This is a genomic window from Bdellovibrio sp. HCB209 (assembly GCF_047306065.1).
GTDB lineage: Bacteria > Bdellovibrionota > Bdellovibrionia > Bdellovibrionales > Bdellovibrionaceae > Bdellovibrio.
Genome location: NZ_CP178618.1, coordinates 781,366 through 807,912, shown reverse-complemented (window position 1 = coordinate 807,912; position 26,547 = coordinate 781,366). Strand labels below are relative to the sequence as shown.

The following is a 26,547-nucleotide window of genomic DNA, read 5'->3' as shown; positions in this document are numbered from 1 at the left end:
GTTTCGGCAAATTTCTTTTGGAGTCCTTGTCAAATATCCCGAGTTGGGATTGCGGCTCATATGCGTCCTTTGCTATCATTAACTTATGTCAACTCGGGTTGTTTGCCTGCCAGGCTTTCTTTGTGATGAACGTTTGTGGACCTACCAGAAAGAGGTTCTCAAATCCCATGACACAAAATTCCTGGATCTGCGTTTTGCCAGCAACCTCAACCAAATGATCGCAGACATTGCTCAAGCTCACACCGATCCGTTCACTATCATCGGATTTTCCATGGGAGCTTATGTTGCACAAGTTTTCGCAACTCTCTATCCAGAAAAAGTTCAGCAATTGATTTTGATCGGAGCCACGGGTTCTCCGTTAACCGATGTCGAATACAAAGCTCGCATCCAAACTCGCAATATCCTCCGCAAAGTCTCCTATGGCGGCTTAAGCACGAAAGAACTAAAACACTACCTCCATCCGAATGCTTTAGAGAACGAAACGATCCGCACCCTTATTCTGCAAATGGCTGCAAGCAATAATACTGAAATGTATCTGAATCAGATGAATGCGACCTTAGAAAGACAAGATCTGAAAATGTCGCTGAATGGTTTGCGGTTTCCGGTGACATTGATTGGTGGAGCCCAAGATCAAATTGCTCCACGTACTAAGATGGAGTCTTTCCATAAAGCCATTCCTCGATCCACGTTACATATCATCGAAGAATCAGGGCATTTCATACCCTTGGAAAAACCCGAAGAAGTGAGTGCGATCTTTGCGACCGCACTCAAACATTTTTAGATTTTATAGATACGTGCTTCGAACGGTTTTAAGTTCAAATTTTTTTCAACAGACTTATCTGACACTGTCATATTCGCTAACAACAAGTTCTCAGGTTTCAAGCTCAACGCACCAATATCACAATGCGCAGCTTTCGGAGTCATATTCGCCACAACGAAAAACTTCTGAGCACCATACGTACGAGTGTAAGCAAAGACATCTTTGTGATCAGCATCGACCAAATCAAAGCTTCCGTAAACCAAGCCTTCGTTGTCCTTACGCAAACGAATCAAACGACGGTAGTAATTAAAGATTGATTCAGGATCTTCAACTTGTGCTGCTACGTTGATGTTTTTGTAGTTTGCATTGATCTTCAACCAAGGAGTTCCAGTTCCGAAACCCGCATTTGCAGAAGAATCCCACTGCATCGGTGTACGAGCATTGTCACGAGACGTGTGGTTCAACTCTGCCGTGATCTCTGCGTCTGTCTTGCCCTCTTTACGTTTTGCTACATAGTAGTTTTTTGCGGAAACGTCGTTGAAATCTTCAGGACCTGCAAATTGAGAATTCGTCATCCCAATCTCTTGTCCTTGATAGATAAACGGAGTCCCCTGCATCATGAAGTACATCGTCGCAATCGAAGTACTCGATTCGCGCCAGTAGTTTTTCACATCACCCCATTTAGAGTTGATACGAGGCACGTCGTGATTTTCTACGAACAAAGCATTCCAACCGATGCCGTCCAAACCTTTTTGCCAGTTGTTGAAAACACGTTTTAGATCTTTCATGTTGAAACGTTGATCTGGGTTCGTATCCCAAAGACCTACGTGTTCAAACTGAATCACCATATTCAAGCGGCGTTTAGCTTCACCAACCCACTCAGAAGCTTCAGCAGCGTTCACACCATTCGCCTCACCCACTGTCATACAGTCATAGTGATTGAATGTGTTTTGCGCCAAATCCTGAACGTAATCTAGAACACCCGGAACGTTCATATGTTTTGCATAAGACGGAACGTATTCAAGGTTTTGTGGATTCGGCATATCCACCAATCCCGGTTCCTTGCGAGTGTGAGTGAAGGCATCAATACGGAAACCATCGATACCGCGATCCAACCACCAACGAATCATTTCGTAGACAGCCTTACGCACATCGTGATTTTCCCAGTTCAAATCCGGTTGTCTTGCCGAGAACAAGTGCATGAACCATTGCGCGGTTTTTTCGTCATACTTCCACGCAGAACCGCTAAAGATACTTTCCCAGTTGTTCGGCTCTTTGCCATCTTTACCATCGCGCCAGATGTACCAGTCACGCTTAGGATTGTCTTTAGAGGAGCGAGATTCGATGAACCAAGGATGCTCATCACTTGTGTGGTTCACAACCAAATCCAAGATCAAACGAATGCCGCGAGCGTGGCACTCTTTCAACAACAAATCGAAATCAGCCATGTTGCCGAATTCAGGATTGATGTCTTGATAGTCACTGATGTCGTAACCATTGTCGTCCATCGGTGATTTGAACATTGGACAAATCCAAATCACGTCAATACCAAGATGTTTTAAATAGTCGAGCTTAGAAACAAGCCCTTTAAGGTCTCCGATACCATCGCCGTTAGAGTCTTTGAACGAACGAGGGTATACTTGATAAACAACGGATTCTTTCCACCAAATCTTTTTTGGCTGAACAGCTGATGACATGAACGGTCCTTGTTAGAGATTAACAAGAACAGTTATAAGTCCTCAGGGCAGAAGTTGTAAAGAAGGCTTCCCCCTTGAACACGGGGTTTCAATTTATAATAATCCTCGCGCGTCAGCTGAGCACAGCCTTCACTTAAGTCAATAAAGCCCCACTTGCGCAGGATCTCAGCTCTTTCTTTGGCCGTTTTATTGGGATGGAAGACCACCGCACGTTCACGGGAGTTGCTATTACGCGGCTCCAAGCTATCCATATACAGGGAAGAACCAAACGAAGACTGACGGTTTTCGTTCTGAACCAAGTGGAAACCCGGTGGAGTCGCCTTAGACCCCTCAACATTAGAGCAACGATAGACGTGAGGTCCCTCGCCACTGCCGATGCCATGAGCGACCTGATAGCTTTCCACTTTGCCCAAGTAAACGTAGACCACAAACATGCGATCGCGAGTGCTTTCCTGAGTGAAGTCATTAATGATCACCACAGATTTATTTGTGATACGATTTTCCACTTGAGCACGATTGGCTTTTAGAAACGCAATCGTTCTGTCGATCGCCGCCTGTGGAATTCGGCGCTCGCGAGAAGCAACCTCCTCAACGCGGTCGAGATATTGATTCCAAGCTTTGTCTTTTTTGGGTTTAAACCAACCCGCCGAAGCCGTCGCCGGCCCACCAACACTCGCAAGTAGAAGCAGAATAGAAATCACTTTTTTAGACATGGGTGACCTCATACTAGATCCTGCTCTTACGGGGAACTTAATTCTTCGTAAGAAATAAATACAAAGACCCACGCATGGCGCGTCGCGCATTTCAGTTTGCGGACTAAATCCTTGAACAAGAGCCTCCACTCAGCGATCACTGGGGCCCTTCGGAGGGGAAATGAAGTTATCTATTTTTATTAGTGCGTTACTTGTTTCGTTCAATGTCTTTGCCGCAAACTGGGACGAAGATTTCCAAGAGCTAAAAAGCGTTCCACGCAGCTATGCAGACTCTGGCGCTATCTGCGAAGAAATCGCCCGCCTAGATATCAAAAAACAATTCCCAGCTCCTCAGTACCACGTTGAAGTGGGCATCGCTTATGGCGACACAAAACGTACAATCGGTGAACTTGATATCGTGATCTTCGACTTGAATGCTCAACGTGTCGTTCGCGTTGGCGAAGTTAAATGTTGGAAGAGCATGAGCGGCGGCTTGCAAAAAGCTCGCGATCAACGCGGCCGCTTCCTAAGCACAATCCACTCGAACAGACCGGTTTACTTTAAATCGACTTCAACAGGACAACAGTACGATCAATCTTGGTTTAAAGGTATCAACGACTTCATCACGATCGGCCAAGAAGGTACAACAAACCACGGTTACGATCAGGAGATCGGTTACTCATTAAATGAATTACACCAAATGACAGACGATATGATCCAATGTCAAAAACAAGGCGAATGCGCTCAACCGTAAACGTTTCGAAATCCTAAAAGCAAAAAAGCGCACCTTAAGAGTGCGCTTTTTTTGTTTTAGTGGCGGATGTTTTTTTACTCTAGCCTGCGGCTCTGCGATGAGAAAACACGACTTCTTTTAGTGCAGCAAAAACTTGCTTGTTAAAAGGCTGGCCCAGAGTCACTTCCATGTAATGCAAAGCTGCTTCGGGTGTCATGGCGATATGTTCGCCCGTCGTATCATGAAGAAGTTCCATAAAATAATTTGCAACGCAGACGATACGAGCCAGCGGATTCATCTTAACGTCACGAATACGACGAGGATATCCCATCCCAATCGCGTTTTCATGATGCTCCAGAATAATCGCTAGGACGTCTGACGGAATCTCTTTAAGTTCTTGCAACATCTCCACACCACGCATGGTGTGCGATTCGTAATAAACTGTTTCTTCGACGGTGCGATCAGCGCGAGCCTTCTTCACAATCGCGTCTGGAATTTCTTTAAGACCGATATCGTGAAGCAAAGCACCTAACGCCACTTTTTCCAAAGTCGGCTTAGATTGAATCTGCATATTCTCACAGATCAAAAGCGAGATCGCCGCTGTTGCCATACCGTGAGAAGCACTGTCTTTAGGAAGCTTGCTTAATAGATCTAAAAGCTTATCGACATCTGATACCTGAGCGACAGTCTCTTTGATAAATCCAGAGAGCTGCTTCACACGCTCATAAGAACCCACAACGATTTTACGATCCACTAGATCGTTGATCGCAGAGTCTGCTAAGCCCGTAATCAGATTCAATTTCAGATTTGTTGGGACTTCAGCCTTAGCAACTGCTGTTCTTGTCAGTGCTAGGTTGAATTGAATGACAGTTTCATAATCGCTGCCACGAACATAGAGCTCCGCTTTTTTTTGCGCAGTCATATGCAAGCTTTGGAAATTACTTTTCTCACCTTTTTTACCAACGAGAAGATATTGGCCAGAAGGTAAACGTGTGTAAACGTCTGCAGGAAGTGGAAAGTTCTCAGTAAAGAGTTCCACACCGACCATAATCATTTTTGGTTGAGGATCTGTCATTATACAAGTGTACCGTGGAAGTGAGAATTTAACACTATCGACAAGTGGTCCCAGGACCAAAGCCAGAATTATTCCTAAAATGAAACGGGCCAGAAGACTGGCCCGTATTTTCTAGAATCCGTCTCGGTTCCCGATCTTTGCACGAGGCTCATCGTCGAACGGAATCATTTCAGCAGCAGCGCTTTCCTTTTTCGGTTTCGACGTCATTGGAATGACCTTCGCTTCCGTTTTGGGAGCTGGCTTCGATAGTGTGAAGGCTTTTTTCTTAACAGGAACTTCACCAGAGCTAGACTCGGCAGGTGCAGCCACGGCAACAGCGCCACCGCCTGTCCCGTTCACAACGGTATCAAGCTCTGTCGTTAGATCTTGTGACGTTTGCGCCAAGCGATTCAACTCGCCCGTTGTCGCAGCGATTTCTTCTGCGGAAGCGGCGTTACTTTGCGAAGATTGATCCAACTGATTCATCGCTTTACCAATTTGCTGGATGCCCGTCGTCTGCTCGGCACTTGCAGCTGCGATTTCGTTATTCAAATCTGAAACCTTTTTGATCGAGCTTACAATCGTCGACAGAACTTCACCGCTGCTATTCGCAACACGACTGCCACGATCCACTTGCTGTACAGATACTTTAATCAAGTTCTCAATGTCCTTAGCGGAAGAAGCACTTCTTTGTGCCAAGGCGCGAACCGCCTCTGCAACAACCGCAAAACCTTTACCTTGCTCCCCTGCACGAGCGGCCTCAACCGCAGCGTTCAATGCCAGCAAGTTCGTTTGGAATGCGATATCGTCGATAACTGAAATGATTTCTTCGATCTTTTTAGACGAGCTTGAAATCTCGCTCATGGATTGAATCAATGTTTTGATTTCGCTTTCGCCTTTTTCCGCAGACTCACGCGATGTGTGAGCCAATGATGCCGCTTGTTTGGCATTATCAGAGTTCATTTGCACCATCGAAGTTAACTCTTCTAAAGCCGCAACAGTTTCTTCAAGCGAAGCTGCTGCTTCCGTGGAAGTTTGTGACAAGGCATTCCCCGCCTCTGCCAATTGTTCAACCGAGTGGACTACTTTGCTGTTCGCATCCGTCAATTTTTCTGCCACAGAACCTGTGACATTCGAGATTTTTGCGGCTTGCAGTAACTGCAATGTCAAAATTGTCAGACCCGCACACAGAGTCACCAAAATGATCATATTGATAATTGTCGCTCGTGCTGCAACGAACTCTTTACCCTCAGCCGCAGCACGCTGGTCATAATAGTCTGTGACCTTCTTACTGAATTCTTCGATCTTGCCAGAATATATATGCAGAGTACTGTCCAGATCCTTACGAGCCTGAGCTACTGATTCTTCAGTTCCTTTTTCAAGGTTTGCATGAATAGAACGTGAAAGCTCTTGGTACTTCGGAAAGTACTCCTTGTACTCGTCATACATCTTTTTCTCTTCGTCACTGAACGAAGAATTCAAATACTGCTTATAAGAAGTATCAAATGTAGTTAGAACTTCTTTTGTTTCCTTGATAACTTCGGGACGGTCTTCCGGATTAATAATCCCTTCCCAAATACGATATCCAAATCGATTTTGGAAAATACGAATATCATCCAGCGCCGATACATTCGGTAGAATATCGTTATGAGCACTCGACAGCAATGCCGAGAGACGATCGAGACCGTTATAAGTAAAACCAAAAATTGTAGCGAACGCGATGAATGGAAAAATTGCTACTGAAAGCATTCTACCTTTAATGCCTTTGAACCAAGAGCCACGAGAGCTTTTCATTTGAACCTCTATAAGAAATTTAGGACTCAAAGATATATCGGACTCCAAAAGGGACTTCACGAGTCATATTGAGGCAAACTAGACGAAGGTGCACCTTCGTTACGGGATGTTTAATGGTACTTAATGTGAGCTGGAAATCCCCCGATAAATCATCTCAATGAAGAAGACCATCGCACTCACTACAATATTACTCCTGACATTGCCTTTCACTGCACTCGCGGAAGAAATCGTATCTGGAATTACCATTCAGGGTGAAGCGGACTTCGAATACAATTTTCTTTCTTCTGGCAAAAATATTTATCCGGCCTCAGCTGGCGCCTTAGATGAGCAGTACCGCTTTAACAGCGCGCAAGTTATTCTAAAAAAGGAAACGGCTGAACTCAGTTTCTTTGCACGCTTGATGTACATGCCGATTGAACTCACAACACCAACAGGCACTACTAAGAATAGCTTCGGCTCTTTAGATCAATTGGAAATCTATTATAAGATAGATCCCAATTGGTCCGTGGGATTTGGCCGTCTGTGCTCGACTCTGGGTTTTGAATCCGCGATGAAGGTGGAAAATATTCTTTACGGCAACACCGTTGCCTACCAAGGAATTGTTCCGGGTTATAACGAAGGTTTAAGACTGAAATTCAATCCCGGCGAATGGTTGGCGGTGACTTTAAACACATACAACCGCAGTGCTTACAATCAATTCGGCGATGATTATGCTTCGACAAAAACAACAGAGCTTTCCGCGACAGGAATCTCTGGACGCTTTCTTTGGTTCGCCGGCTACTACACTGGCGCCGATGCCAGCACGACTGTACCGGGTACCACGATTGCGAAATCAACTTCCAATATCTGGCTGACTTATAAACTCACTGATGATTTTACCTGGTCCGCATCTTACGACAGTCGCGCACAGAAACCCGATGGCGAAGATCTTCACTATTCACAATCCATCTCTTCGCAAATGTCTTATATTTTAGGTAAACACACTCTGGGACTTCGTTACGAAAGTCTGTTAGGTGCGGGCGAATTAGATTCATTGAATGGAACTTCCAATGTTTACTATCCCGGAGCAGACCACGTGAATGTGTGGACTGTGGGAGATAAGTACAGCGTTTCAGAACACTTAAAAATTTATCTGGAATATCGTCAAGACCAAGCTGACCAAGATGTTCTTAAGGATCGCGACAGCGAGCAAACCGATCATTTGCATTTGATCACGTTAGGCGCCATCGCTCATTTCTAGTTACTGTTTTTCGATCAGAAGGCCTTCTTTTAAAGATTCCGGGCCTTCCATTTTGATTTCTGAAGTTTCCGCATCGATCACCTTAGACACGACAGCAGTTCCCACTTTATCCGTGCGGCAAAGCTTTACCTTGGGACCTTCACAAGTCTCTTGAAGCAAAGTCACCTTGTCCCCGGCTTTCAAACCACGAAGTTCGATCTCAGCCTTATGCGCATCGATCTTATTGATGATACGACCTTGAGTTGTCGCCATCGCCGTTGCACTTAACAAACAGATCATCAAAACCAGTCTTAGCATTTTCATAAAATCCTCATCAGAATAATCATTTAACTCACTATTGAGGAGTGCAAGGACCAAGCCCCGCCTAAAACGATAAAAGGGGCTTTCAGCCCCTTTTCATCAGCAACTTTTGGACAGTTGCCATTTATTATCTGTGCGTATCTCAAAATGAGACAGCTGTATTACTGCAAGCTCTTCCAAGCTGGAATCAACCAGTCAGAAAGTTTCATCGCAACTGTGTAAACACCCACAGAGTTGCAGTACAAACTGCCACGACTTGTAACACCGAAAAGTTTGAATTTACCATCAACCATCACAAATGCGGGACCACCAGAATCACCGCCGCAGGTGCCGCCTTGCTCTTCATTCAATTGAACTTCAGTCGGCAAAACTTTCGCGATCGGAGCTTGAGCCCAACGAAGCAAACCATCACCAGAGAAACGGATCGCAATGCAACCTTGATCATCGCAAAGAGACTCTTCACCTTGTTTTAATGTATCGCCTTGTTCAAACTTACGAGACTCAACTTCGCTGACACCGTAACCCGCTACATAAACGGGAGTTCCCTCTTGCAACAAGTTAAGATCAGGCAAAAATTCAGCAGGCGTGAATTCTTCAGGAGCTGTGCCTTTGAATTTGATCAATGCTAGGTCGTACCAGTCGGACGCTCTTTCTTCGAGTTTGTCTGCATCCCACTTAGGGTGGACTTTTACTTCAGCAACATTGTGAACATAAGCTTCGCGAACATCTGGCTCACGCGCGTTCAAATACTCGTCCATATTCAAACCAAACACGACACGCAAGTCGCTTGGTTTTTTCGGAATGCAATGAGCTGCTGTCAAAACGATATTTGGGGCAATCAAAGTTCCCGTGCAGACAGCCGGATTTTCAACATCATAAATAGCCACAAGATGAGAGGCGATGCTGTCAGTTTCCTGGACGTCCGTCCCATTGATAATTTTTGTACCCTTAGCTGTTGTCACATCGCTGGCTTGATTTGAACAAGCAGCCAGAACCAAAAGCGATAGCCCAATAACAAGTTTTCGTGACACAACCCCTCCAGAATTTAGATGGACCCTATATATGTATCACTGGTCCAAACGGCAAATATTTTTATAAAAAAAGCTGTACTCACCTCTCAAGGCAGTTGTGCACGCTCTCAGACGGGCCTACACTTGAACCATGAAAAACTTTTATCAAGACGGACCAAGCCTCACGAATACATTCCAATCAGATGCTTTACTTCAGAAACTCTTGAAAAAAATTCTGCCTGCTGACTGTCAAAAGCAAGCCCTACCTCATTTAGATCATTTGGGTCAAAGAGCGGCGTCAGACATGCTTATTTGGGCACAAGAGGCTGAAACTTATCCTCCGGTGCACGTACCCTTCGATCCTTGGGGCCGTCGCATTGACGACATTCGCGTTTCTTCAGGTTGGCAAAACCTAGAAAAAATGGCGGCCGAAGAGGGCATCGTTGCCACAGCTTATGATAGAAAATACGGCGCCTTCTCTCGCGTTTATCAAATGGCTCTGCTTTATTTGTACTCCCCGAGCTCAGCAATTTTTTCATGCCCACTGGCAATGACCGATGGTGCTGCTCGTGCCTTGGAGCTTTACGGAACACCTGATTTGAAAGCCCGTGCGATCCCTCACCTGACTTCTCGCGATCCGAAAACATTTTGGACTGCAGGACAATGGATGACTGAAAGAACGGGTGGTTCTGATGTCAGCGGTACCGCAACAGATGCTCATGCCTACAATGGTCAAAGCGGTTTCGGTGCGACACATGCTTTGCATGGAACAAAATGGTTCACATCAGCAACAACATCACAAATGGCTCTGACGTTGGCTCGCCCTGATGGTGCTGCGGCTGGATCTAAAGGTTTAAGTCTTTTCTATCTAGAACTTCGCAACGAACAAAATCAGTTAAACCACATTCAGATTCACAGACTTAAAGACAAGCTAGGAACTAAGGCGTTGCCAACAGCAGAGCTAAGCCTGCAAGGCACTCCTGCTCGTTTGGTCGGTGGCGAAGGTGATGGTATCAAAAAAATCGCGAGCGTCCTTAACATCACTCGCATCTACAATTCCATCTGCGCTATTGGACATGCTCGTCGTGCTTTGGATCTAGCACAGAACTATTCCCGCAAAAGGAAAGCCTTCGGCAAATTGTTGATCGATCATCCTTTGCACCAGGAAACTTTGCGCTGGTTGGAAGAAGACTTCCGCCGTTGTTTCGCGTTCAGCTTCCATATCGCTCATTTACTTGGCAAAGAAGAAGTCGGCGAGATCAGTGCCAAAGAACGCACCTTACTGCGCACTCTGACTCCGGTTCTGAAACTTTACACAGCTAAGAAAACAATCAACATCTCCAGCGAAGTTGTCGAGATGTTTGGTGGAGCAGGTTACGTTGAGGACACAGGACTGCCGCGCTTAATCCGTGACGCTCAGGTGTTTTCGATTTGGGAAGGCACTACGAATGTTCTTTCACTTGATATGCTTCGTGCTTTTGAAAAGGAACAATCTCTTCCTGTACTGGTAGAGTATTTGAAATCGACATCTGCGTTTAAGAATTCAGCTCCGGGTTTTATGAAAAAATGGAGTGAGTTTGAACATCTTATTGGCAAGCTGCAAAAATCAGCTCCTGAAGAATGGGAACGCCACGCTCGCACATTGGCTCTTCTGACTGGAGACCTGATGGGTGAAGCCACGATGCTGGAACATGATCTTTAGAATTCTATAAATTGAAATGCAAAAGGCCGTTGATCTCTCAACGGCCTTTTTTATTATCCTCGATTCAAAATCTACTGGAACGCCACTGGCTGCATCAATGGAATGGCATCATGAGGCATGATGTCTCCCGGATTATTACCAATCACGATACCACGGATTTTCGAGTGACGAGTTCTTGGATCAAACTTCGGAATCATATCTGAATCCGGAGCGCTCTCCCCTGGAACCCATTTGCCATCGCCATCTGTCACCCATTGCTTGTAGTACATAGAAATTCTTGTACCTTCTACGAGGAAGTCGATCAGAACACCAGGTCCCGCCATCGCAATCGCTGCTTGATAAGTGAATGGATTTGTCGCCATACCCTCACCAAACTGACCGTAAGCTGCCGCAAATGCTCTTGGATCACCCGTCATCGTATTGTTCATCACACGAAGAGAGCGCCACATTTTCGACATACCCGCTATAGTCGCATTACGTTGCTTGATCTGACAGCCCGCAAATTTGCAGATATCCCATGGGTCGCCACCTTTATCAAAGTACTGACCATGCAGACCCAATCCACGCGATGTGAATTGATCTTCCGATAAACGTTGAGCCGCTTGCATCAAGCGCAGAGTATTCTCCTCGCCCATTTTCGCGTTGAACTCGACACCTGTGTAGCCCAATGCCGCATTGTCTGGAATATTGATCATTAAACGTTTCAAGCCCGTTTTGCGAACCAGCTCTTTCAAGCCTTTTCTTAAACGGTCGTCGTTACTTGCTTCGTGTCTGAACGCGTAGCTGTAAGTACCGAACATACCATTGTAACGTTCTTTGCTGTCCCAGTTATCCAACGTGTATCTTGCACCAGTGAACATAAAGTCTTCTTCTCTATGTTTAAACCAGAAACGCGAATCATCAGATTCATTGAAGATACCGTAGTGCACACGAGCCGTGTTTCTTTCGATATGCAAATCCGATGTCGTGAATGATTGCACGCGGCCTTTGCTAAACACGCGATCCCAAATAATTGGAATCGCAAACGCTTTGCTGACAGTTTGACCCGTCGACACTGTTCTGAAAGTTAAAACCTTCGTGACAGGAGTCGCCTCAACCAAGTTCATTGGTTTTTTAGTCGCAAACTGCTCTGAAGCATAGGAGTTACCACGAATCATATCTTCGTAAGCCTTGCGTCCCGTGTCTGTGCTTAAATCGTAAAGATACGAGAAGCCGTCATCCGCAGACTCAAAATAGTTCTTACCAATCGACATGATCGAAACGCTTGTGAAGATCGACAAGTTTTCAAGTTTACCACTTGTCATTTTCACATACGCCATATGATCGCCGACTTTTTCAACGTAAGTCTCCCACGAACCGCGAGCTAGTTTTGCTGTCCCGATTCCCACCGGACCAATACCTGCATTCGCCAAGAAGATCACGCCGCCGTAACCGACATAAGTGATACTGTCACCAGCATCCCACTTGTCTAGATCTGTCGCGTTCTTAGGAACTGACCAACGACCCCCCATGGCTTTTGCTTTATCCAATGTACTTGCATAGCGAGTGGAGGACGTATCCTTACCAATCACTGGCAATACACCAACATATCCCCAGAAGTAATCAAGCAGTCCGGTCGCATTGTCGAACCAGAATCTGACTTGCGCTCCCAAGCCCACTTCGATGCTGCCATAGACAGTTTTTTGGAAGCCATCACGATACTCGCCTGTCTTCAATGTTTGTGAAGATGGTGGATCGTAAGACACTCCCACTGCCGCTGGTTGCGGAATATCATGTGGAGTTAGATTGACGATGTAAGAACCAAAGTCGAAGGCCAAATGGAAAAGTGGCTCAAGCTTCGCTCTGAATCTATTTTTCTTTTCTTTCTTGCTTCCTGTAGAGCTGGAGCTGCTTTCACTTGTTGAAGTGGAAGTGCTTTCAGTCGACGTGGAAGTCGAAGTAGATGTAGAGGTTGATGTTGAAGTCGATACGCTCGTTTCCTGACGTCCTGTTGCAGACTCAGTTCCCGGGCCTGTCGAAGACGTGCTTGGATCACCATACGTTGAGGTATTTCCGTAAGATGTCGATTCACCATAGGAAGTAGATTCACCATATGTCGTGTTTCCGTAAGACGTCGACTCACCATAAGATGTGTGGCCGTACGATGAAGAGTTCCCGTAGGAAGAACTTCCGCGAGGACCATGGTCACCTTTGTCGCCTTTAGTGCCGTGATCACCTTTAGTACCGCGTTCACCTCGTTCACCGCGATCGCCTTTATCACCTTTGCTGCCATGGTCGCCATAGTTACCGCGCTCTCCACGGTCCCCTTTGTCACCCTTGTCGCCTTTAGTGCCGCGATCACCGTAGTTGCCACGTTCGCCGCGCTCCCCACGATCACCTTTATCGCCTTTGCTTCCGTGGTCGCCGTAGTTACCACGTTCGCCACGATCTCCCTTGTCACCTTTTGATCCGTGTTCGCCGAAGCTGCCACGTTCACCGCGGTCGCCTTTATCGCCCTTGCTTCCGTGGTCGCCATAGTTACCGCGCTCTCCGCGATCCCCTTTGTCACCTTTAGATCCGCGATCACCAAAGTTTCCGTGGCTGCCTTTATCACCACGCTCGCCTTTGTCTCCACGAGATCCCTTAGAATCAAAGCCGCCGCGTTCTCCGCCGTCACCTTTGCTACCTTTGGAATCAAAGCCACCACGCTCACCGCGATCGCCTTTATCACCTTTAGATCCATAGCTATTATTGCCTGAACCAAAAGATCCTTTCGAACCTTTTGAATCAAAACCGCCGCCGGAACCCTTCGAGCCGCCACTCGAATTGTTACCACCGACAAATTTCTTAGGAACTTCATTCGCTTTGATGAAGCCACCCGTTTCGTTACGCTCTTCTTCCTCTTTCACTCCAACACGAATTTTTCCGTCGCGAGTGACGCTGAAGATCCCCTTGCCTTCGTCCTTAGCACGTGAGTTCTCGCTTGGCTGTTGAATGTCCTTCTTAGGCTCTTGTGATGGCAACGTTTGCAGTTGCGACATCTGAGCCCAAGTAGGATTAGCCAAAAGCGAGATCCCCGCCGCAAGAACTAACTTCTTACGCGATCTCATTCTTCCTCCGTTTAGGTTCTCTCTTTGTTTGTTGAAATACAGATTCGCGGCATAACGAAAGCGACCTCACACGTCTTCGCGAAGTTCCCTGTCCCACAAGATTCTGTAAATTTCCACAAAAGAATTATTTGGAGTCGCAGAATTTTGACAGAATATTATCTGTAATTTTCCACCTTTTAATTTATTGCGAAACATTCAGGAGCAGCAGTGACTCTGCAATGAAATAAAAAAGCCAAGCATTCGCTTGGCTTCACAATCTTGAATCAATTTTTAACTGTTTAGACTACGCGGTTTGCATCTTGCTGAAACGATGAAGAATTTTTGAAAGCCGCGCGTGCAAATAGTTTTGCGCCTTGATCATGTCCCATGGATCAACCATTGATAACATCGTCACCATCATCACCCATTCAAACATTGGAATACTCATTACGATTTCAATACCGATGTGCAGAGCTATGCCAGACAACAAAACCCAATAACGCAAATCCCTGAACCAAACCAATGTTCCCATCGCAAGTTCCACAGCGAGCGTCGACCACGTCATGAATTTTATAACCGCGAGATTATTCAATAGAGGAAATGGCATGCGCACGAACTCATCCAAACGAGTCGCAACATATACTGCTGTTCCATCTACCCAGTGCGTGCCTTTGATTTTAAATAGAACCGTCGCAATATAGATCACGCAGAACTGAATTTGAATCATACGCAAAGCCCACGGACGCTCCATCACCGGATCGCTTTGTTTCCCATAGCGCATCTCGCGAAACCAACGATCCAGCGAGTAAGCCTTACCTGCGGCAGAAAACGTCATAAAGAATAAAATATTCCTTAAGACGATATCACCACTGTTCAAAATAAAATCGTTCCTGTTCTGAAACGACAACACCGTCATAAATGCTAACACCATGGATGTGCGGGTGAATAAACCGAGAGTCACTCCCACCGCCGCCAGCAAATTCACAATCGCCAACAACACCGGAACGCGCGGATCATTAGGCATCAGATCAAACAAACTAAATCTGGCACTCGATCCATATTCAATCGATGTGCGCAGTGAGATCATGCCATCGACTCCCCAGAACACATCTAGATAACTCCAGATCATGTACCAGTTGAATAAAAGCAATAGACCGAACAACACACGCATCAACCCCAAATTATCCACCGGCTGAGGCTTAAAAAAGAAATCCCAAATGCTTCTAATTATTGTTGCTGATTTCATATTTTCCCTTATTCGCTGGATAATAGAAGAAAACGCTTTCGCGCTTGTATTCACCGTTCTTTTCACCATGCTTTACAAAGACCTTCTTGGGATCTTCGACATAATTATAGTAACGGAAGAACTGCAGCCGTTCGATTTCACGATGCTTACCTGCGGCCTCCACCTTTGAAACTTGGCGAGTCACATAGCGAGCCACATCAAACCAAATGTCTTCGTTTTTTTCAGGCATCAGATATTCTTGAGTGAACTTACGATAGCGATCGCCACCAATAACTTTATCAGCACCCTGCATTTGCGTTGGACGAGGCAAAGACCATTTTTCTTTAGAGCCATCTTTGAAATGAATATCGACTTCGACATAGGAATTTAAAGACATCGGATTCGGAGCAAACATACTCCAAGGCTGCTCAAGGCCTACGAAATCAAAATACTCCCCAAAGGTATTTAGAATTCTTCGCCCCAACTCACTGCGATCGGGAAAGGACGCCGTAAAGATCCACATCAAATGAATCGCAACGAATACAGATATGACAGTTAGCTTTGCACGCTCCCAATACCGCACCATAAACTTCCCCACACTTCTTGCTTTTTAGCATGTGGAACTTAATGGGACGTGGCCCGTGAGGGCAAATGGCAATCGTGAAACCTGAATTACATTTGGGCCATCAGAAATAAAAAAGGACCGCTCTTTTAAAGCGATCCTTTTGAATTTTCATAGAGTTAGATCTATTTCTTTTTACCGGCTTTAACTTCAACGTTAGCTGCGGACATTGTGTACTCGATCGTCACTTTTTCGCCCACTTTCAATTCGCCAATTACTTTCGTTCCTGCTGTTCTTTCGATTTCCCATTTATCTTTGCCTTTTTCGACAACGATTTTGGAATCAGTTACTTCCAACACGGGACCTGTCACTTGATAAGTTTTTGCAGCAAAGCTGTATGAAGATGCCAATAGAACCAAAGACGCCAAGATCAATTTCATAAAAACTCCTTTTCTTATAATCGAGATCTCAACAGATCCCGATTTCAGTGTCACTTTCTTTGATAATCGTCCTGATAGCGAACAATGTCGTCTTCACCGAAGTATGTTCCCAACTGAACCTCGACAAATTCCAACATCTCATTGCTGGTATTGCGCATGCGATGTTTTGCACCCAGCGGAATATGGATGTGCGTTCCAGCCTTCACAGCGATGACTTTATCATCCAAGACAACTTCGCCCTGACCTTTTGTGATTGTCCAATGCTCTTCACGTTTCGCATGACTTTGATACGACAACTGCGAGTGAGGATTCACACGGATCACTTTAGATTTAAAATCAGGAGTGTCCTTCAAGATTTCAAAGTAGCCCCAAGGACGATACTCATAGACATGATCTTTAGTCAGCGAAGACTTCTGTTGATTCAAAGACTCCACCACATGGCGAACATCCTGAGATTGGCCTTTTTTAACCAACATCAACGCGTCTTGCGTATCAACCACGATCACATCATCCAAACCAATCGTGGAGTAATGTTTGCCTGGCTTACCGAATACAAAGTTATCTTTGCCATTCACGTTGAACACGTCTTGGCCTTTTTGCAAGGATGCAACCGCATCCCACGAACCCACATCACTCCAACCAAATTCGGAAGGAATGCACGCAAGTTCCTCGCCACTCAGTTTTTCCATGATGGCATAGTCGATAGAAATACTTTGAACCTTGCTATAGATCTCATCCAAGTTCGAAGCATCTGCTTTCAATGCAGAAATCAATCCCCACATCTCAGGCTGGTGCTTTTGGAACAAAGAAATCATGTGAGAGGCTTTAAATACAAAGATCCCCGCATTCCAGCTGAAGCTTCCTTGCGCCAAAAATTCTTTGGCTTTTTCCAAAGCTGGCTTTTCATGGAACTTAACAACGGAATAGGCTTTCAAACTGCCGTGCTCTTTGAAGCTCGCTGCGTTTGTTTGAATATACCCGTATCCTGTTTCTGGATAGGAAGGCGTAATCCCCAAAGTCACAACTTTGTTTCCAGAAGCAACTTCAGAAGCAAACGAAACCACATCCAAGAACGCCTGTTCCTTTGCGATCAAATGATCTGAAGGAAAGATCCCCACAATCTCAGAACCTTTGCCTTTTAAATCTAAAAGTTTGCAAAGCACTGCGATCGCTGGCGCCGTGTTTTTTCCGTAAGGTTCATAAACGACCTGAACGTCGTTCATTTTGTTTTGCTTTAAGTTGATCTCTGTCAATGTTTGCAGAGCTTTTGAAGTCACAACCCACGGCGTCCCCATTTTGTGACATCTCTCCAAAGTCATTGTCTGCAATGGCTTTTCAAAAATCGTACAAAACTGTTTTGGTAACTGCTGGCGAGAAACGGGCCAAAGGCGCGTACCACTGCCACCAGATAACACTACTGGAATCACGTAAACCTCCGAGAATCCTCACTTATATCACTCTGAGTGGGAGCCGGGTATTTTAACTCTCGACATGGCCCATCAAGTCAAAAAATGTTGCACATCCAAGTAGAGTTTAAGGGGGTTTTACAGTAAGAATTCTTATGGTTAAAAAGACAAAGAACATTGCGCTTCAGTTGCTCAAAATTCTATTTTCGGCGGGCATCATCTATTGGCTAGTGCAGTCTGGAAAGCTTAACTTTGCGGCTCTCCGCAATCTTTTAACACCTGGAATCATTCTCTTATCTTTCGCAATCATCCTGCTCAACGGCCTGCTTACCAGCGAACGTTGGCGCATGTTGGTCAAATCACAAGGCATCCCGGCAAAAGCTTGGCCTTCTTTTAAACTGACTCTTATCGGTCAGTTTTTTAACTTCGCCATGCCAGGTGGAGTGGGTGGTGACGTCATCAAAGCGTTCTATTTCACCCGCGACAATCCTGGAACCAAAGTCGTCGCCGTGACGAGTGTTCTTATGGATCGCGTGCTTGGAATGTACGCCATGATCTTGATGGCGTTGGTGGTGATGTTTTATGACTTCCAACATGTCGAAACAGTTTCAACACTGATGACTTTGTTCTGGTTCATCCTGACCTTGGCCATCGTATTTACGATCGCTTTAGGCCTGGTGTTTTCGACAAAGATTTACGAAACCAATCTTCTGAAAAGAATCATTCGTAAACTTCCTTTGGCTGAAAAGTTTATGAAGCTTTACGAAAGCCTGCATCTGTACGGCAATCACCTTCCGCGTATCATTCAAGTGATCGTACTGAGCTTGCTTTCCCAATCTGCCTCTATCGTATTCCTGTACATGGTTGGTCAGGTTTCGGGATACTCAGAAATCCCATTGAAAACTTACTTCTTGGTGGCACCACTAGGCTTTATGGCAACGGCTATCCCTATCTCCCCTGCGGGAGTTGGCGTTGGCCAAGCGGCTTTCTATTTCCTATTCAACGTTTACACGGGTAACTCGACAGAGGTTGGCCCAACAACGATCACAGCATTCCAAGTGGCATCGTTCTTGGTCAGCTTGTTGGGAGCGTTTTTCTATATGCGCTACAAACGCCCGAACGATATGTCTGAAGCCGCGGATATGGCTTGATATTTAAAATCAGGATGAGAAGTTCGGAAATCTTCCAAGGACTTCTTTTCCTGCTCTAGTTTTTCTGAATGAAATAGGTAGCAACTTCCCACGCCCGCAGAGTACGCGGCGATCAGATCCGTAGCACTGTCCCCGACCATGAGGGATTTCCCCATATCGATTTTCAATTTTTCTTTTACAAGCTGGAACATTCCCGCACGAGGCTTACGAAGGCCGGCGAACACACGCCCCGCCTGCACACCTTCGTTTTCGATATACGATGCCCATACACATTCATCGATCCATGCACCTTGAGCAGCCAGTAGCTTCAACATACGCTGATGCACGCCTTTGTATTCAGCCCAAGAAATACGTCCACGACCGATGCCGCTTTGATTCGTCACCAAAGCCACCCAGTAGCCCTTTTCATGAGCTTGACGGATCAGCTCCACCACTTCAGGAATCAACACAACTTGTTCAGGGTCTTTGTTATAAGGAACGTTTTTTACCACGACATCATCGCGGTCCAAAAACAAGCAAGGTGCATGATCCATTTCTTCGCTCGCCCAATTCTCAATCAATGAATCAAATTGCGGAGCCAAAGCTGTCCAAAACTTTGTCCAAGCAGCAAGATCTGTATCCTGCCATACATAATCAAGATGAGCCGCGTGCACACCACTTTGGCCAATCCAAACACGTTGCCCTTGAACATTTGCGTTGAGGTCCTTAAGAACGGATTCCTGTCCCGCAAAAAAGAAAATCAAATCATGTGCGCCGGTTTGATAACGACCCTTGTCCAAATCTGCTTTGGAACGAATAACAAAGGGAATCTTCATGGCAAAAGATTGATTCAACGGAGAAAGCCATTGATCTAAATCCTGAGGCGCTTGGTCTTTGATAAAAACCAAAACTCCCCCCATACGAACGGTATCTGCGACTAGCTGTGCCCATGATTTCATATCCCTAAAACATACGACAATCCCCGTGCACTGTCCTCGCTTTTCACTTGCCGCCACGCATTTTTGTCATAAACTTTAAGGAGTTTCAAATTGCACCTTCCATCACGAGGAATATCAATGACGATATTATTAAAACAGCTCTACAAATTCATTGTCCTACTGAATTCCGACACAGACACAATGCCTTTGGCTTTCGGTTTGTCGTTGGGCTTGCTTTTGGGATTCGCACCCATCTTTTCAATTCAAACACTGATTGTGCTTTTCATCGTGTTTGTCTTCCGCGTGCAACTGGGAGCAGCTTTCCTATCAGCGTTCTTTTTTAAATTCATCGCGTTTCTTTTCGACTACCCGGCTCACCTATTGGGCCAAGCGGTTTTGGAAAACTCAGCACTTCGCCCGCTGTTCGTCAGCATGTACAACATGCCATTCGTTCCGATGACTCGTTTTAATAACAGCATCATCATGGGCTCGATGGTGGTTTCGATTTTGCTTTTCCCATTCGCGTACTATGGCTTCAAAGCGATGATCCTTGCTTACCGAGCAACAGTCGTTGCGCGCTTTAAGGACACCAAGGGCTGGAAAGCGTTCAAAGCGACTAAGTTTTACGAGTGGTACAACAAATACAACGATCTTTACGGCGGTTAGGAATCATCATGGCAACATCTCAAACTCAACCTAAAGAAAAAAAGAAAAAGGGCATCATCCGTTGGGGCGCCCTAGTTCCATTCATCATCTTCTGCTTAATCGTAGGCTTGTACTTCCATTTCTTCTTTGACGGACATCTTCGTCGCGCGATGGAGTGGTCTGGATACAAAGCTCTCGGTGCAGAAGTAAATATCGCTGATGTCAAAACCAGCTTCTTTAATGCCAACATCAGCATCAAAGGAATCGAGCTGACGGACGCTGAAAAACCAACTCATGATTCCGTTAAGATCGGCGAAATCCGCTTCGGTATGTTGTGGGACGCTCTTCTTCGCGTAAAATTCGTCATCAACGAAGCCGTTGTTGAACAAATTGAATTCGGCGTAAAGCGCGCTCGTCCGGGCAAGGTCGCTCCTCCGCCACCAGTTTCCAATGAACCAGGAATGCTAGCGACTGAAGGTGGTAAACTTAAATCTCAAGCTGAAAAAGAACTGCAAGATCGCTATGGCGAAAATGTTCTGGGCGATGTGATCAGCATGCTGGGTGGAGCAGATCCAAACGCGCAACTGCAAAAGTTGCAATCGTCTTTACCAAGCAAAGCGATGATCGAAAAGTTCCAAGCAGATCTTCAGACAAAACAAAAAATGTGGGATGAACGCCTTAAGACCTTGCCTCAAGGTAAAGACATCCAAGCATTGAATGATCGCCTTAATAAAGTTCAGTACAAAGACTTTAAAAATCCGCAGGAGCTTCAGGCTTCTTTGCAACAACTTGATTCGATCTACAAAGATGCGGATGGCAAGTACAAGCAAATCCAGTCCGTTAGCAATGACTTGAATGCAGATCTTAAAAACCTGCAAACTCAATACGGCGAGATCGAAAAGCAAATCAAGGTGGACATCAAGTCCTTGGAGCAACACTTCCGCATTCCACAAATCGATGCGAAAGCTTTGACGATGGCTGTGTTCAATCGCTATTTGGAACCTTACAAAGCCAAGTTCTTCCGCTATAAATCTTTGGCGGAAAAATACATCCCACCAAAGTATTTGAAAAAAGGCGAAGCTAAATCGGAGGAAGAAGAAATCGCGATCCAACCTCACCCACGTGAAAGCGGTATCACTTATGAATTCGGTCGCCCTAACTCTTACCCAATGTTCTGGGTTAAACGTACGGCTGTCAGCTCGCAAGCAGGCCTTACGCCAAACTCTGGAAACGTAAAAGGTGAGATCTTAGATATCACTTCCAACCAACGCTTGGTGGGTCGCCCAACGATCGCAACACTGGCTGGTGACTTCCCTGCGATGGAAATCCTGGGTTTCCTATTGAAGCTTTCTATCGACAACCGCAAAGACGACTCAGTTATCGACTATACTTTCAAGGTTGATTCGTATGCGATTGAAGGCAAAGACTTGGTAACAAGTCCCGAAGTTAAAATCGCCTTCAATAAAGCGAATGGCGCCATGGGATTGCAAGGTTCTGTTGTCGGTCTTAAAAACCTGTCTGTCGATTTCGACAACAAGTTTACTAAAATCGACTATGCTGTTTCTTCGACAAATCAGATCGCTGATGAAATCCTAAAAACTGTGTTTGCTGGAATTCCACTGGTGACTTTGACTGCGAAGGGCCAAGGCGATTTGCCAAATGTGCCGTTGTCGATCAATTCAAACTTGGGTCCTGAACTTTCCAAAGGCTTTGAAAAACAGATCAACGCCAAGATCGAAGAAGCTCGTAAAAAAATCGAAGCTTACGTCGAACAAGAAATCGGAAAACAGAAAGCCCAAGTCGAAGCACAGATCAATCAGTTAAAAGGTCAGTTCGACAAAGAGGTTAAGAAAGCTCAGGAACAACTCGATGCTCAGAAAAAACAAGCTGAGTCCCGTGTTGAGTCCGCTAAGAAAGACGCTGAAAACCAAGGTCGTAAGCAACTTGAAAAAGAAGGCCAAAAAGCCGTCGACGATCTAAAGAAACGCTTCGGTCTGTAGCTTTAAGCCTGAACCAAGATCTCTTTCAGTAAGTTAATATCAACGGGTTTGGACAAATAAGCATCAAACCCGTTGCTTCTGGAATCCAGTCTGCCCTCTGCCGTCGCCTGCGCAGTAACGGCCACAATCAAACCCACATAACCTTTTTCACGTAGCAATGCCGCCGCCTGATAGCCATCCATCACTGGCATTTTAATATCCATCAAGATGACATCAAAGTTTTTCGCCAAGGCTCTTTCTACTCCAGCTTGACCGTTCTCACTGGTCTCAACGATCGCACCTTCACGCATCAGGTAACGAGACATCAAGGCACGAAGATCATCCGAATCATCTACAACTAAGATTTCACGATCCTTCAAATGGTTTGATTCTTGTGGAATTGGAATGCGCTCGCGCGCGCCGTAACGGACCTCATGGGCTGAAACTAATTTCAGATCTGAAGCTTTGCCCACCGGAAGATTAAATTCAAAAGTACTACCATCACCCAGCATCGAGCGGATCAAACGCAAATCACCGCCCATACCTCGCGCCAGCTGACGACTCAAAGCTAACCCCAAGCCGGATCCTGGCACACGCTGCACCTCTGGATTTTCACCACGCACGAAGGGCTCAAAGAGATGGCGTTGAACGTGGTAATCCATCCCCATGCCCGTATCGCTGACAATTACACTGACGAAACCCTCACCCTCATTATTGGAATAGAAGCGCGCCGTCGCCGTGATCTCGCCCTTTTTGGTGTGCTTCACCGCATTGGACAAAAGATTCACGATCACTTGGCGGAAACGAACTGGATCCGAGGAAATACTTGCTGGAAAGTGAGTCGCGAAATTCAACGACATCGCGATGTCTCGATTCTCAATTGTCGAGCGGATCATCACCATGCAGTCTTCTAACTCTAAAGCCGGATTCATCGAGCAAGATTGAAAGTACAAACCCTTAGATTCAATTTTAGATAGATCCAACAGATCATTCACCAAGGTCACCATGAACTTACCCTGACGATGGATAGCCTCCACATCGCTGCGATTTTGCTCATCCAAAACGCCACTGCCTAACAGAGTCTCCGAATAACCTAAGATAGAAGCAATAGGAGTTCTGATTTCATGACTAGCATTGGCCAGCAACACGGACTTACCGCGATTGGCGGCTTCATGAACATCACGCTCACGACGTAGGATTTCTTCATTCTTTTTCGTGGTGATATCCCAGGCGATTCCCGTCATACGATAAGTCGTCTTAGGATCTTTCGAAACTTTTCCTTTGATCGCCACGTGACGAGCCTCACCTTTATGATCAAGACACTCGACTTCGACATCAAAATCACCGGGACTTACGAAATGCTTTTTAAGGATTTCTAAAAGCTGCGTGGACCCTTTCGGGAACAGCTCGATATTTCCATTGAAATCCAGATGGTTGGTTTCAACATACCAATCCCAAGACAACGCATTGGACGAAGCCATCGCGAGGCGCAGATGCTGCTCGCTTTTTTTAAGCTGATAGTCCATCGAAAGCATGCGCAAAATCGCACGATTCAAGTTCCGCCCAATAAAGAACAACAGCACCATATAGAACAAAATAAGAACGCCCAACAGATTGTGATGGGGAACTTGCGACAGCATCAGATAACCGAAGCTCCACCCCACCAATGCCGGCACCGTCAAACATGCCATGGCCTTTTTAGAAGACACATAATAGATCAAAGGCCCTGCGGTCATAGAGGCTATAATAAGGGCTGCCAGGATCTGCACCGTCGGATCGGTGGTGCCTGCCGACATCACGCCCACCGTGCCCCAGCCCAACCCCGAGATCAGTAGCTGCGAATACAACAGATACTGCCACACTCGCAATTGACGAGCACTGGTCACCGTCGCTTTAGTCGCATTCCATCTCCACAAAGACAGCATACGAATAGTGACTGTCGTCACCATCACTGACATCCAGATTTGCAATACGCTATGAGGAACGTGCTCCCACGCGACCCACAAAAAGGCGCAGCCGTTTCCCAAAATAGCGAAGGCACCCTTCAAATGTTCCTGATAAATCAGATCTAACTTTCTGATTTTAAAATCAAGGCTTTGAACGCCATTGACTGTGTATGAATTGGATTCTGAAACCTTCGCCATGGGAGCGATGATCTATCAACAGCACACTGTTTTTTCAATGGCTCCCTAAAATTGTAATGAAGAAGTTGTTCTGGCAACTCCAGATCTCATTTAAAGAGATTTGAGTTCACTCTGAATTTTGAAAAGTTACGAATAGTGTCCATCAATAGTGCAGCGTTGTTTTTATTTCAGAAGCATTTCGTCGAGCTTGTTTTCAGGACGTGTTTATGAGTTCGTCACTATCTCGTAAATTACTAGAATCATTGGTTATTTTGACTCGCATTTCACTTTTGATCTTTTTTTGAGGTCACCCCACATGCTAGCCTTTTTAAGTGAGGTAGCAATTTATGAAAACGATGAATCTAAAAAATCTCTTAGTACTAAGTGCGATGACAACTGCGACAGCAGCTTGTTCAAAAATGGAGTTTACACCTGCACCTATCGAAATGGCTTCATCCGCTCCCACTACTTCAGTAAGTTTCTCTCAGCTAGTAGGATACGGAAACAAACAGGTCGACTTCCTTATAGTGTTCGATGACTCGAACTCGATGCTTCCAGATCTTAAGAAGCTCGCTGCGGGCCTTGGCGACTTTGTTGGCTCATTAGAGAACAGTGGTATCGACTGGCAAATGTGTATGACGACGACACGTGCGATGAACAGCCAGTGGGGCTTCTCCGCGGACTGGGTGGGATACTCACCGGCTTCCGGTACTCCCGCATACCTACTTAAAAAAGGCGTTTCTAATCTAACGAACATCTTCGAAAACACTGTTAATACAATGACAATTGGTGGTAGCGGCTCTGCAGATGAGCGCGGCTTGAAGGCTACATACAACCACTTCTCGCTAGCTGGCTCTAATGGTTGCTACCGTAAAGGTGCGGCTGTGTCTGTGATCTTGGTATCAAATGAAGACGAACGCTCTGTCGGCGGAGACGCTTCTAAAATGAAAGCTAACGATGCCGCTGGCAGCTTACTACCTCTCGAGGCTGAAGACATGCCAGAGAACGTAGTTGCGATGGCTAAAATGAGATTCGGCAATGACGTGCGCTTTACCTTCAATAGCTTGATCGTAAAACCAGGCGATAAATCCTGCGAGAACATGCAAGACGCCGCTTCGGCTTCTCCAAGCCATGAAGGTGTGGTCTATGCCCGCCTCTCAAACCTTACTGAAGGTGGTATCGGTAGTATCTGTGATTCTAACTTTGCAGATAACTTGAATACGTTCCGCGATAAGATCGTGAACTCGATGACTCACATGACTCTACAATGTGCGCCGACTGCCGATTCAATGAAGATCGTGATCAATGGAAAAAGCTTTACGCAATTTAAAGTGGAAGGAAATATCCTGAAGTTCAACTCACCGTTGGTTGAAGGAACGAAAATCGATCTAGCGTTCGATTGTCCGTAAAAACACCCGTTAGACCCACACTCGCCAGGGACAAAGGAATTGTCTCTGGCGATTCTTTTTTTGAAGACTACTTTTTGCCCATCAACGAATTCATATATTCCAACGAATCCTTTGTGTGCCAGTCGATCGAACCCACAAGCTTCTTAACTAGTTTGTGCTCTCTGTTCAGAATCAAAGACTCCGGCAAGCGAGACACATCAAACATCTTCATCAATGAACGATCCTGATCATAAACGATCTTGATGTTTTCGCCCTTAAGCTCTGGGAATGATTTCAAGAAAACATGGATATCGTTTTCATTGCTATCGCCCGAAACAGCGATCAACTGAATTTCGCCTTTATACTCTTTAACCAACTTGATCAAAGAAGGCACTTCCTCAACACAAGGCCCGCACCATGAAGCCCAAAAATTCAGGATGATGACTTTCCCCTTCATTTGCTCCAAATCAAAGGATGCCCCGTCTAGAGCCTTTGCCGAGAAGTTAGGAACACCATCGGTTTCCATTTTTTCCACCGACGACATCGTTGCCGGAGCTTTCTCTACATGGCTCATGAAATAGTGATTGAATGCCCAAACAGCAAAACCACCAATAACGATAACCAGAGCCAATGCTTTTAGATGTTGCTTCATAGTTGTCCT

The 26,547-nt window shown here is 45.6% G+C and carries 22 protein-coding genes; 8 read left to right on the top strand and 14 right to left on the bottom strand.

The features are described 5' to 3' along the window. The first annotated feature begins 85 nt into the window (after window positions 1–85). Entirely contained in the window at window positions 86–781 is a 696-nt protein-coding gene (locus ACLVWP_RS03950; RefSeq protein ID WP_413560240.1) for an alpha/beta fold hydrolase, read from the top strand. On the opposite strand, the gene ACLVWP_RS03945 is transcribed toward ACLVWP_RS03950, so the two are convergent. Next, a complete protein-coding gene (locus ACLVWP_RS03945; RefSeq protein WP_413560239.1) occupies window positions 778–2,457 on the bottom strand; it encodes a glycoside hydrolase family 13 protein in 1,680 nt (559 codons plus the stop codon). The genes ACLVWP_RS03950 and ACLVWP_RS03945 overlap by 4 nt on opposite strands. A 32-nt stretch (window positions 2,458–2,489) precedes the next feature. Then, window positions 2,490–3,170, bottom strand: coding sequence for a murein L,D-transpeptidase catalytic domain-containing protein (locus ACLVWP_RS03940; protein WP_413560238.1), 681 nt, complete (start codon window positions 3,168–3,170; stop codon window positions 2,490–2,492). A gap of 160 nt (window positions 3,171–3,330) precedes the next feature. On the opposite strand from ACLVWP_RS03940, the gene ACLVWP_RS03935 reads away from it, so the two are divergent. Further along, window positions 3,331–3,903: a hypothetical protein gene (locus tag ACLVWP_RS03935; RefSeq protein ID WP_413560237.1), complete on the top strand. Its 573-nt coding sequence runs from the start codon at window positions 3,331–3,333 to the stop codon at window positions 3,901–3,903. A gap of 79 nt (window positions 3,904–3,982) precedes the next feature. Here ACLVWP_RS03935 and ACLVWP_RS03930 read toward each other — a convergent pair whose 3' ends face one another. Next, entirely contained in the window at window positions 3,983–4,957 is a 975-nt protein-coding gene (locus ACLVWP_RS03930) for an HD-GYP domain-containing protein (RefSeq protein ID WP_413560236.1), read from the bottom strand. 111 nt (window positions 4,958–5,068) lie between these two features. Next, window positions 5,069–6,730, bottom strand: coding sequence for a methyl-accepting chemotaxis protein (locus tag ACLVWP_RS03925; RefSeq protein ID WP_413560235.1), 1,662 nt, complete (start codon window positions 6,728–6,730; stop codon window positions 5,069–5,071). A 157-nt stretch (window positions 6,731–6,887) separates the two neighbouring features. On the opposite strand from ACLVWP_RS03925, the gene ACLVWP_RS03920 reads away from it, so the two are divergent. Beyond that, window positions 6,888–7,970, top strand: coding sequence for an outer membrane beta-barrel protein (locus ACLVWP_RS03920; protein ID WP_413560234.1), 1,083 nt, complete (start codon window positions 6,888–6,890; stop codon window positions 7,968–7,970). On the opposite strand, the gene ACLVWP_RS03915 is transcribed toward ACLVWP_RS03920, so the two are convergent. Next, the gene (locus ACLVWP_RS03915; RefSeq protein ID WP_413560233.1) at window positions 7,971–8,273 is read right to left on the bottom strand and encodes a hypothetical protein; all 303 of its coding nucleotides are present in this window, start codon (window positions 8,271–8,273) and stop codon (window positions 7,971–7,973) included. 158 nt (window positions 8,274–8,431) lie between these two features. Then, window positions 8,432–9,301: a S1 family peptidase gene (locus ACLVWP_RS03910; RefSeq protein WP_413560232.1), complete on the bottom strand. Its 870-nt coding sequence runs from the start codon at window positions 9,299–9,301 to the stop codon at window positions 8,432–8,434. Between the two features lie 130 nt (window positions 9,302–9,431). Here ACLVWP_RS03910 and ACLVWP_RS03905 point away from each other — a divergent pair, with 130 nt between their 5' ends. Next, window positions 9,432–10,982 (top strand): acyl-CoA dehydrogenase family protein, encoded by a 1,551-nt coding sequence (locus ACLVWP_RS03905; RefSeq protein WP_413560231.1) that lies wholly within the window; start codon window positions 9,432–9,434, stop codon window positions 10,980–10,982. 71 nt (window positions 10,983–11,053) lie between these two features. Here the strand turns inward: ACLVWP_RS03905 and ACLVWP_RS03900 are convergent, their stop codons facing one another. The 5 genes from ACLVWP_RS03900 to ACLVWP_RS03880 form a co-directional block, all read right to left on the bottom strand. Further along, window positions 11,054–14,071: a hypothetical protein gene (locus tag ACLVWP_RS03900; protein WP_413560230.1), complete on the bottom strand. Its 3,018-nt coding sequence runs from the start codon at window positions 14,069–14,071 to the stop codon at window positions 11,054–11,056. Between the two features lie 283 nt (window positions 14,072–14,354). After that, window positions 14,355–15,296, bottom strand: coding sequence for an HTTM domain-containing protein (locus tag ACLVWP_RS03895; RefSeq protein ID WP_413560229.1), 942 nt, complete (start codon window positions 15,294–15,296; stop codon window positions 14,355–14,357). Beyond that, window positions 15,274–15,861 (bottom strand): hypothetical protein, encoded by a 588-nt coding sequence (locus ACLVWP_RS03890; RefSeq protein ID WP_413560228.1) that lies wholly within the window; start codon window positions 15,859–15,861, stop codon window positions 15,274–15,276. The genes ACLVWP_RS03895 and ACLVWP_RS03890 overlap by 23 nt, the downstream gene beginning before the upstream one ends. Window positions 15,862–16,022: 161 nt before the next feature. After that, the gene (locus ACLVWP_RS03885; RefSeq protein WP_413560227.1) at window positions 16,023–16,277 is read right to left on the bottom strand and encodes a hypothetical protein; all 255 of its coding nucleotides are present in this window, start codon (window positions 16,275–16,277) and stop codon (window positions 16,023–16,025) included. Between the two features lie 50 nt (window positions 16,278–16,327). Then, a complete protein-coding gene (locus ACLVWP_RS03880) occupies window positions 16,328–17,704 on the bottom strand; it encodes a mannose-1-phosphate guanylyltransferase/mannose-6-phosphate isomerase (RefSeq protein ID WP_413560226.1) in 1,377 nt (458 codons plus the stop codon). A gap of 134 nt (window positions 17,705–17,838) precedes the next feature. On the opposite strand from ACLVWP_RS03880, the gene ACLVWP_RS03875 reads away from it, so the two are divergent. After that, window positions 17,839–18,834: a lysylphosphatidylglycerol synthase transmembrane domain-containing protein gene (locus ACLVWP_RS03875; RefSeq protein WP_413560225.1), complete on the top strand. Its 996-nt coding sequence runs from the start codon at window positions 17,839–17,841 to the stop codon at window positions 18,832–18,834. On the opposite strand, the gene ACLVWP_RS03870 is transcribed toward ACLVWP_RS03875, so the two are convergent. Continuing rightward, window positions 18,789–19,772, bottom strand: coding sequence for a D-glycero-alpha-D-manno-heptose-1,7-bisphosphate 7-phosphatase (locus tag ACLVWP_RS03870; RefSeq protein WP_413560224.1), 984 nt, complete (start codon window positions 19,770–19,772; stop codon window positions 18,789–18,791). The two genes, ACLVWP_RS03875 and ACLVWP_RS03870, sit on opposite strands and share 46 nt — an antisense overlap. A gap of 117 nt (window positions 19,773–19,889) precedes the next feature. Here ACLVWP_RS03870 and ACLVWP_RS03865 point away from each other — a divergent pair, with 117 nt between their 5' ends. Together ACLVWP_RS03865 and ACLVWP_RS03860 are read left to right on the top strand one after the other, a co-directional pair. Further along, complete coding sequence (locus tag ACLVWP_RS03865) at window positions 19,890–20,417, top strand: TIGR03546 family protein (RefSeq protein ID WP_413560223.1); 528 nt, start codon at window positions 19,890–19,892, stop codon at window positions 20,415–20,417. 8 nt (window positions 20,418–20,425) lie between these two features. Continuing rightward, a complete protein-coding gene (locus ACLVWP_RS03860; RefSeq protein ID WP_413560222.1) occupies window positions 20,426–22,396 on the top strand; it encodes a TIGR03545 family protein in 1,971 nt (656 codons plus the stop codon). Window positions 22,397–22,398: 2 nt separating this feature from the next. Here the strand turns inward: ACLVWP_RS03860 and ACLVWP_RS03855 are convergent, their stop codons facing one another. Further along, window positions 22,399–24,519 carry a hybrid sensor histidine kinase/response regulator gene (locus ACLVWP_RS03855; protein ID WP_413560221.1) on the bottom strand — a complete coding sequence of 707 codons (2,121 nt, stop codon included), beginning with the start codon at window positions 24,517–24,519 and terminating at the stop codon, window positions 22,399–22,401. A 326-nt stretch (window positions 24,520–24,845) separates the two neighbouring features. Between ACLVWP_RS03855 and ACLVWP_RS03850 the strand changes: the two genes are divergently transcribed. Next, window positions 24,846–25,907 carry a hypothetical protein gene (locus ACLVWP_RS03850; RefSeq protein ID WP_413560220.1) on the top strand — a complete coding sequence of 354 codons (1,062 nt, stop codon included), beginning with the start codon at window positions 24,846–24,848 and terminating at the stop codon, window positions 25,905–25,907. 67 nt (window positions 25,908–25,974) lie between these two features. Here the strand turns inward: ACLVWP_RS03850 and ACLVWP_RS03845 are convergent, their stop codons facing one another. Then, window positions 25,975–26,538 carry a TlpA family protein disulfide reductase gene (locus tag ACLVWP_RS03845; RefSeq protein ID WP_413560219.1) on the bottom strand — a complete coding sequence of 188 codons (564 nt, stop codon included), beginning with the start codon at window positions 26,536–26,538 and terminating at the stop codon, window positions 25,975–25,977. Between the last annotated feature and the right edge of the window lie 9 nt (window positions 26,539–26,547).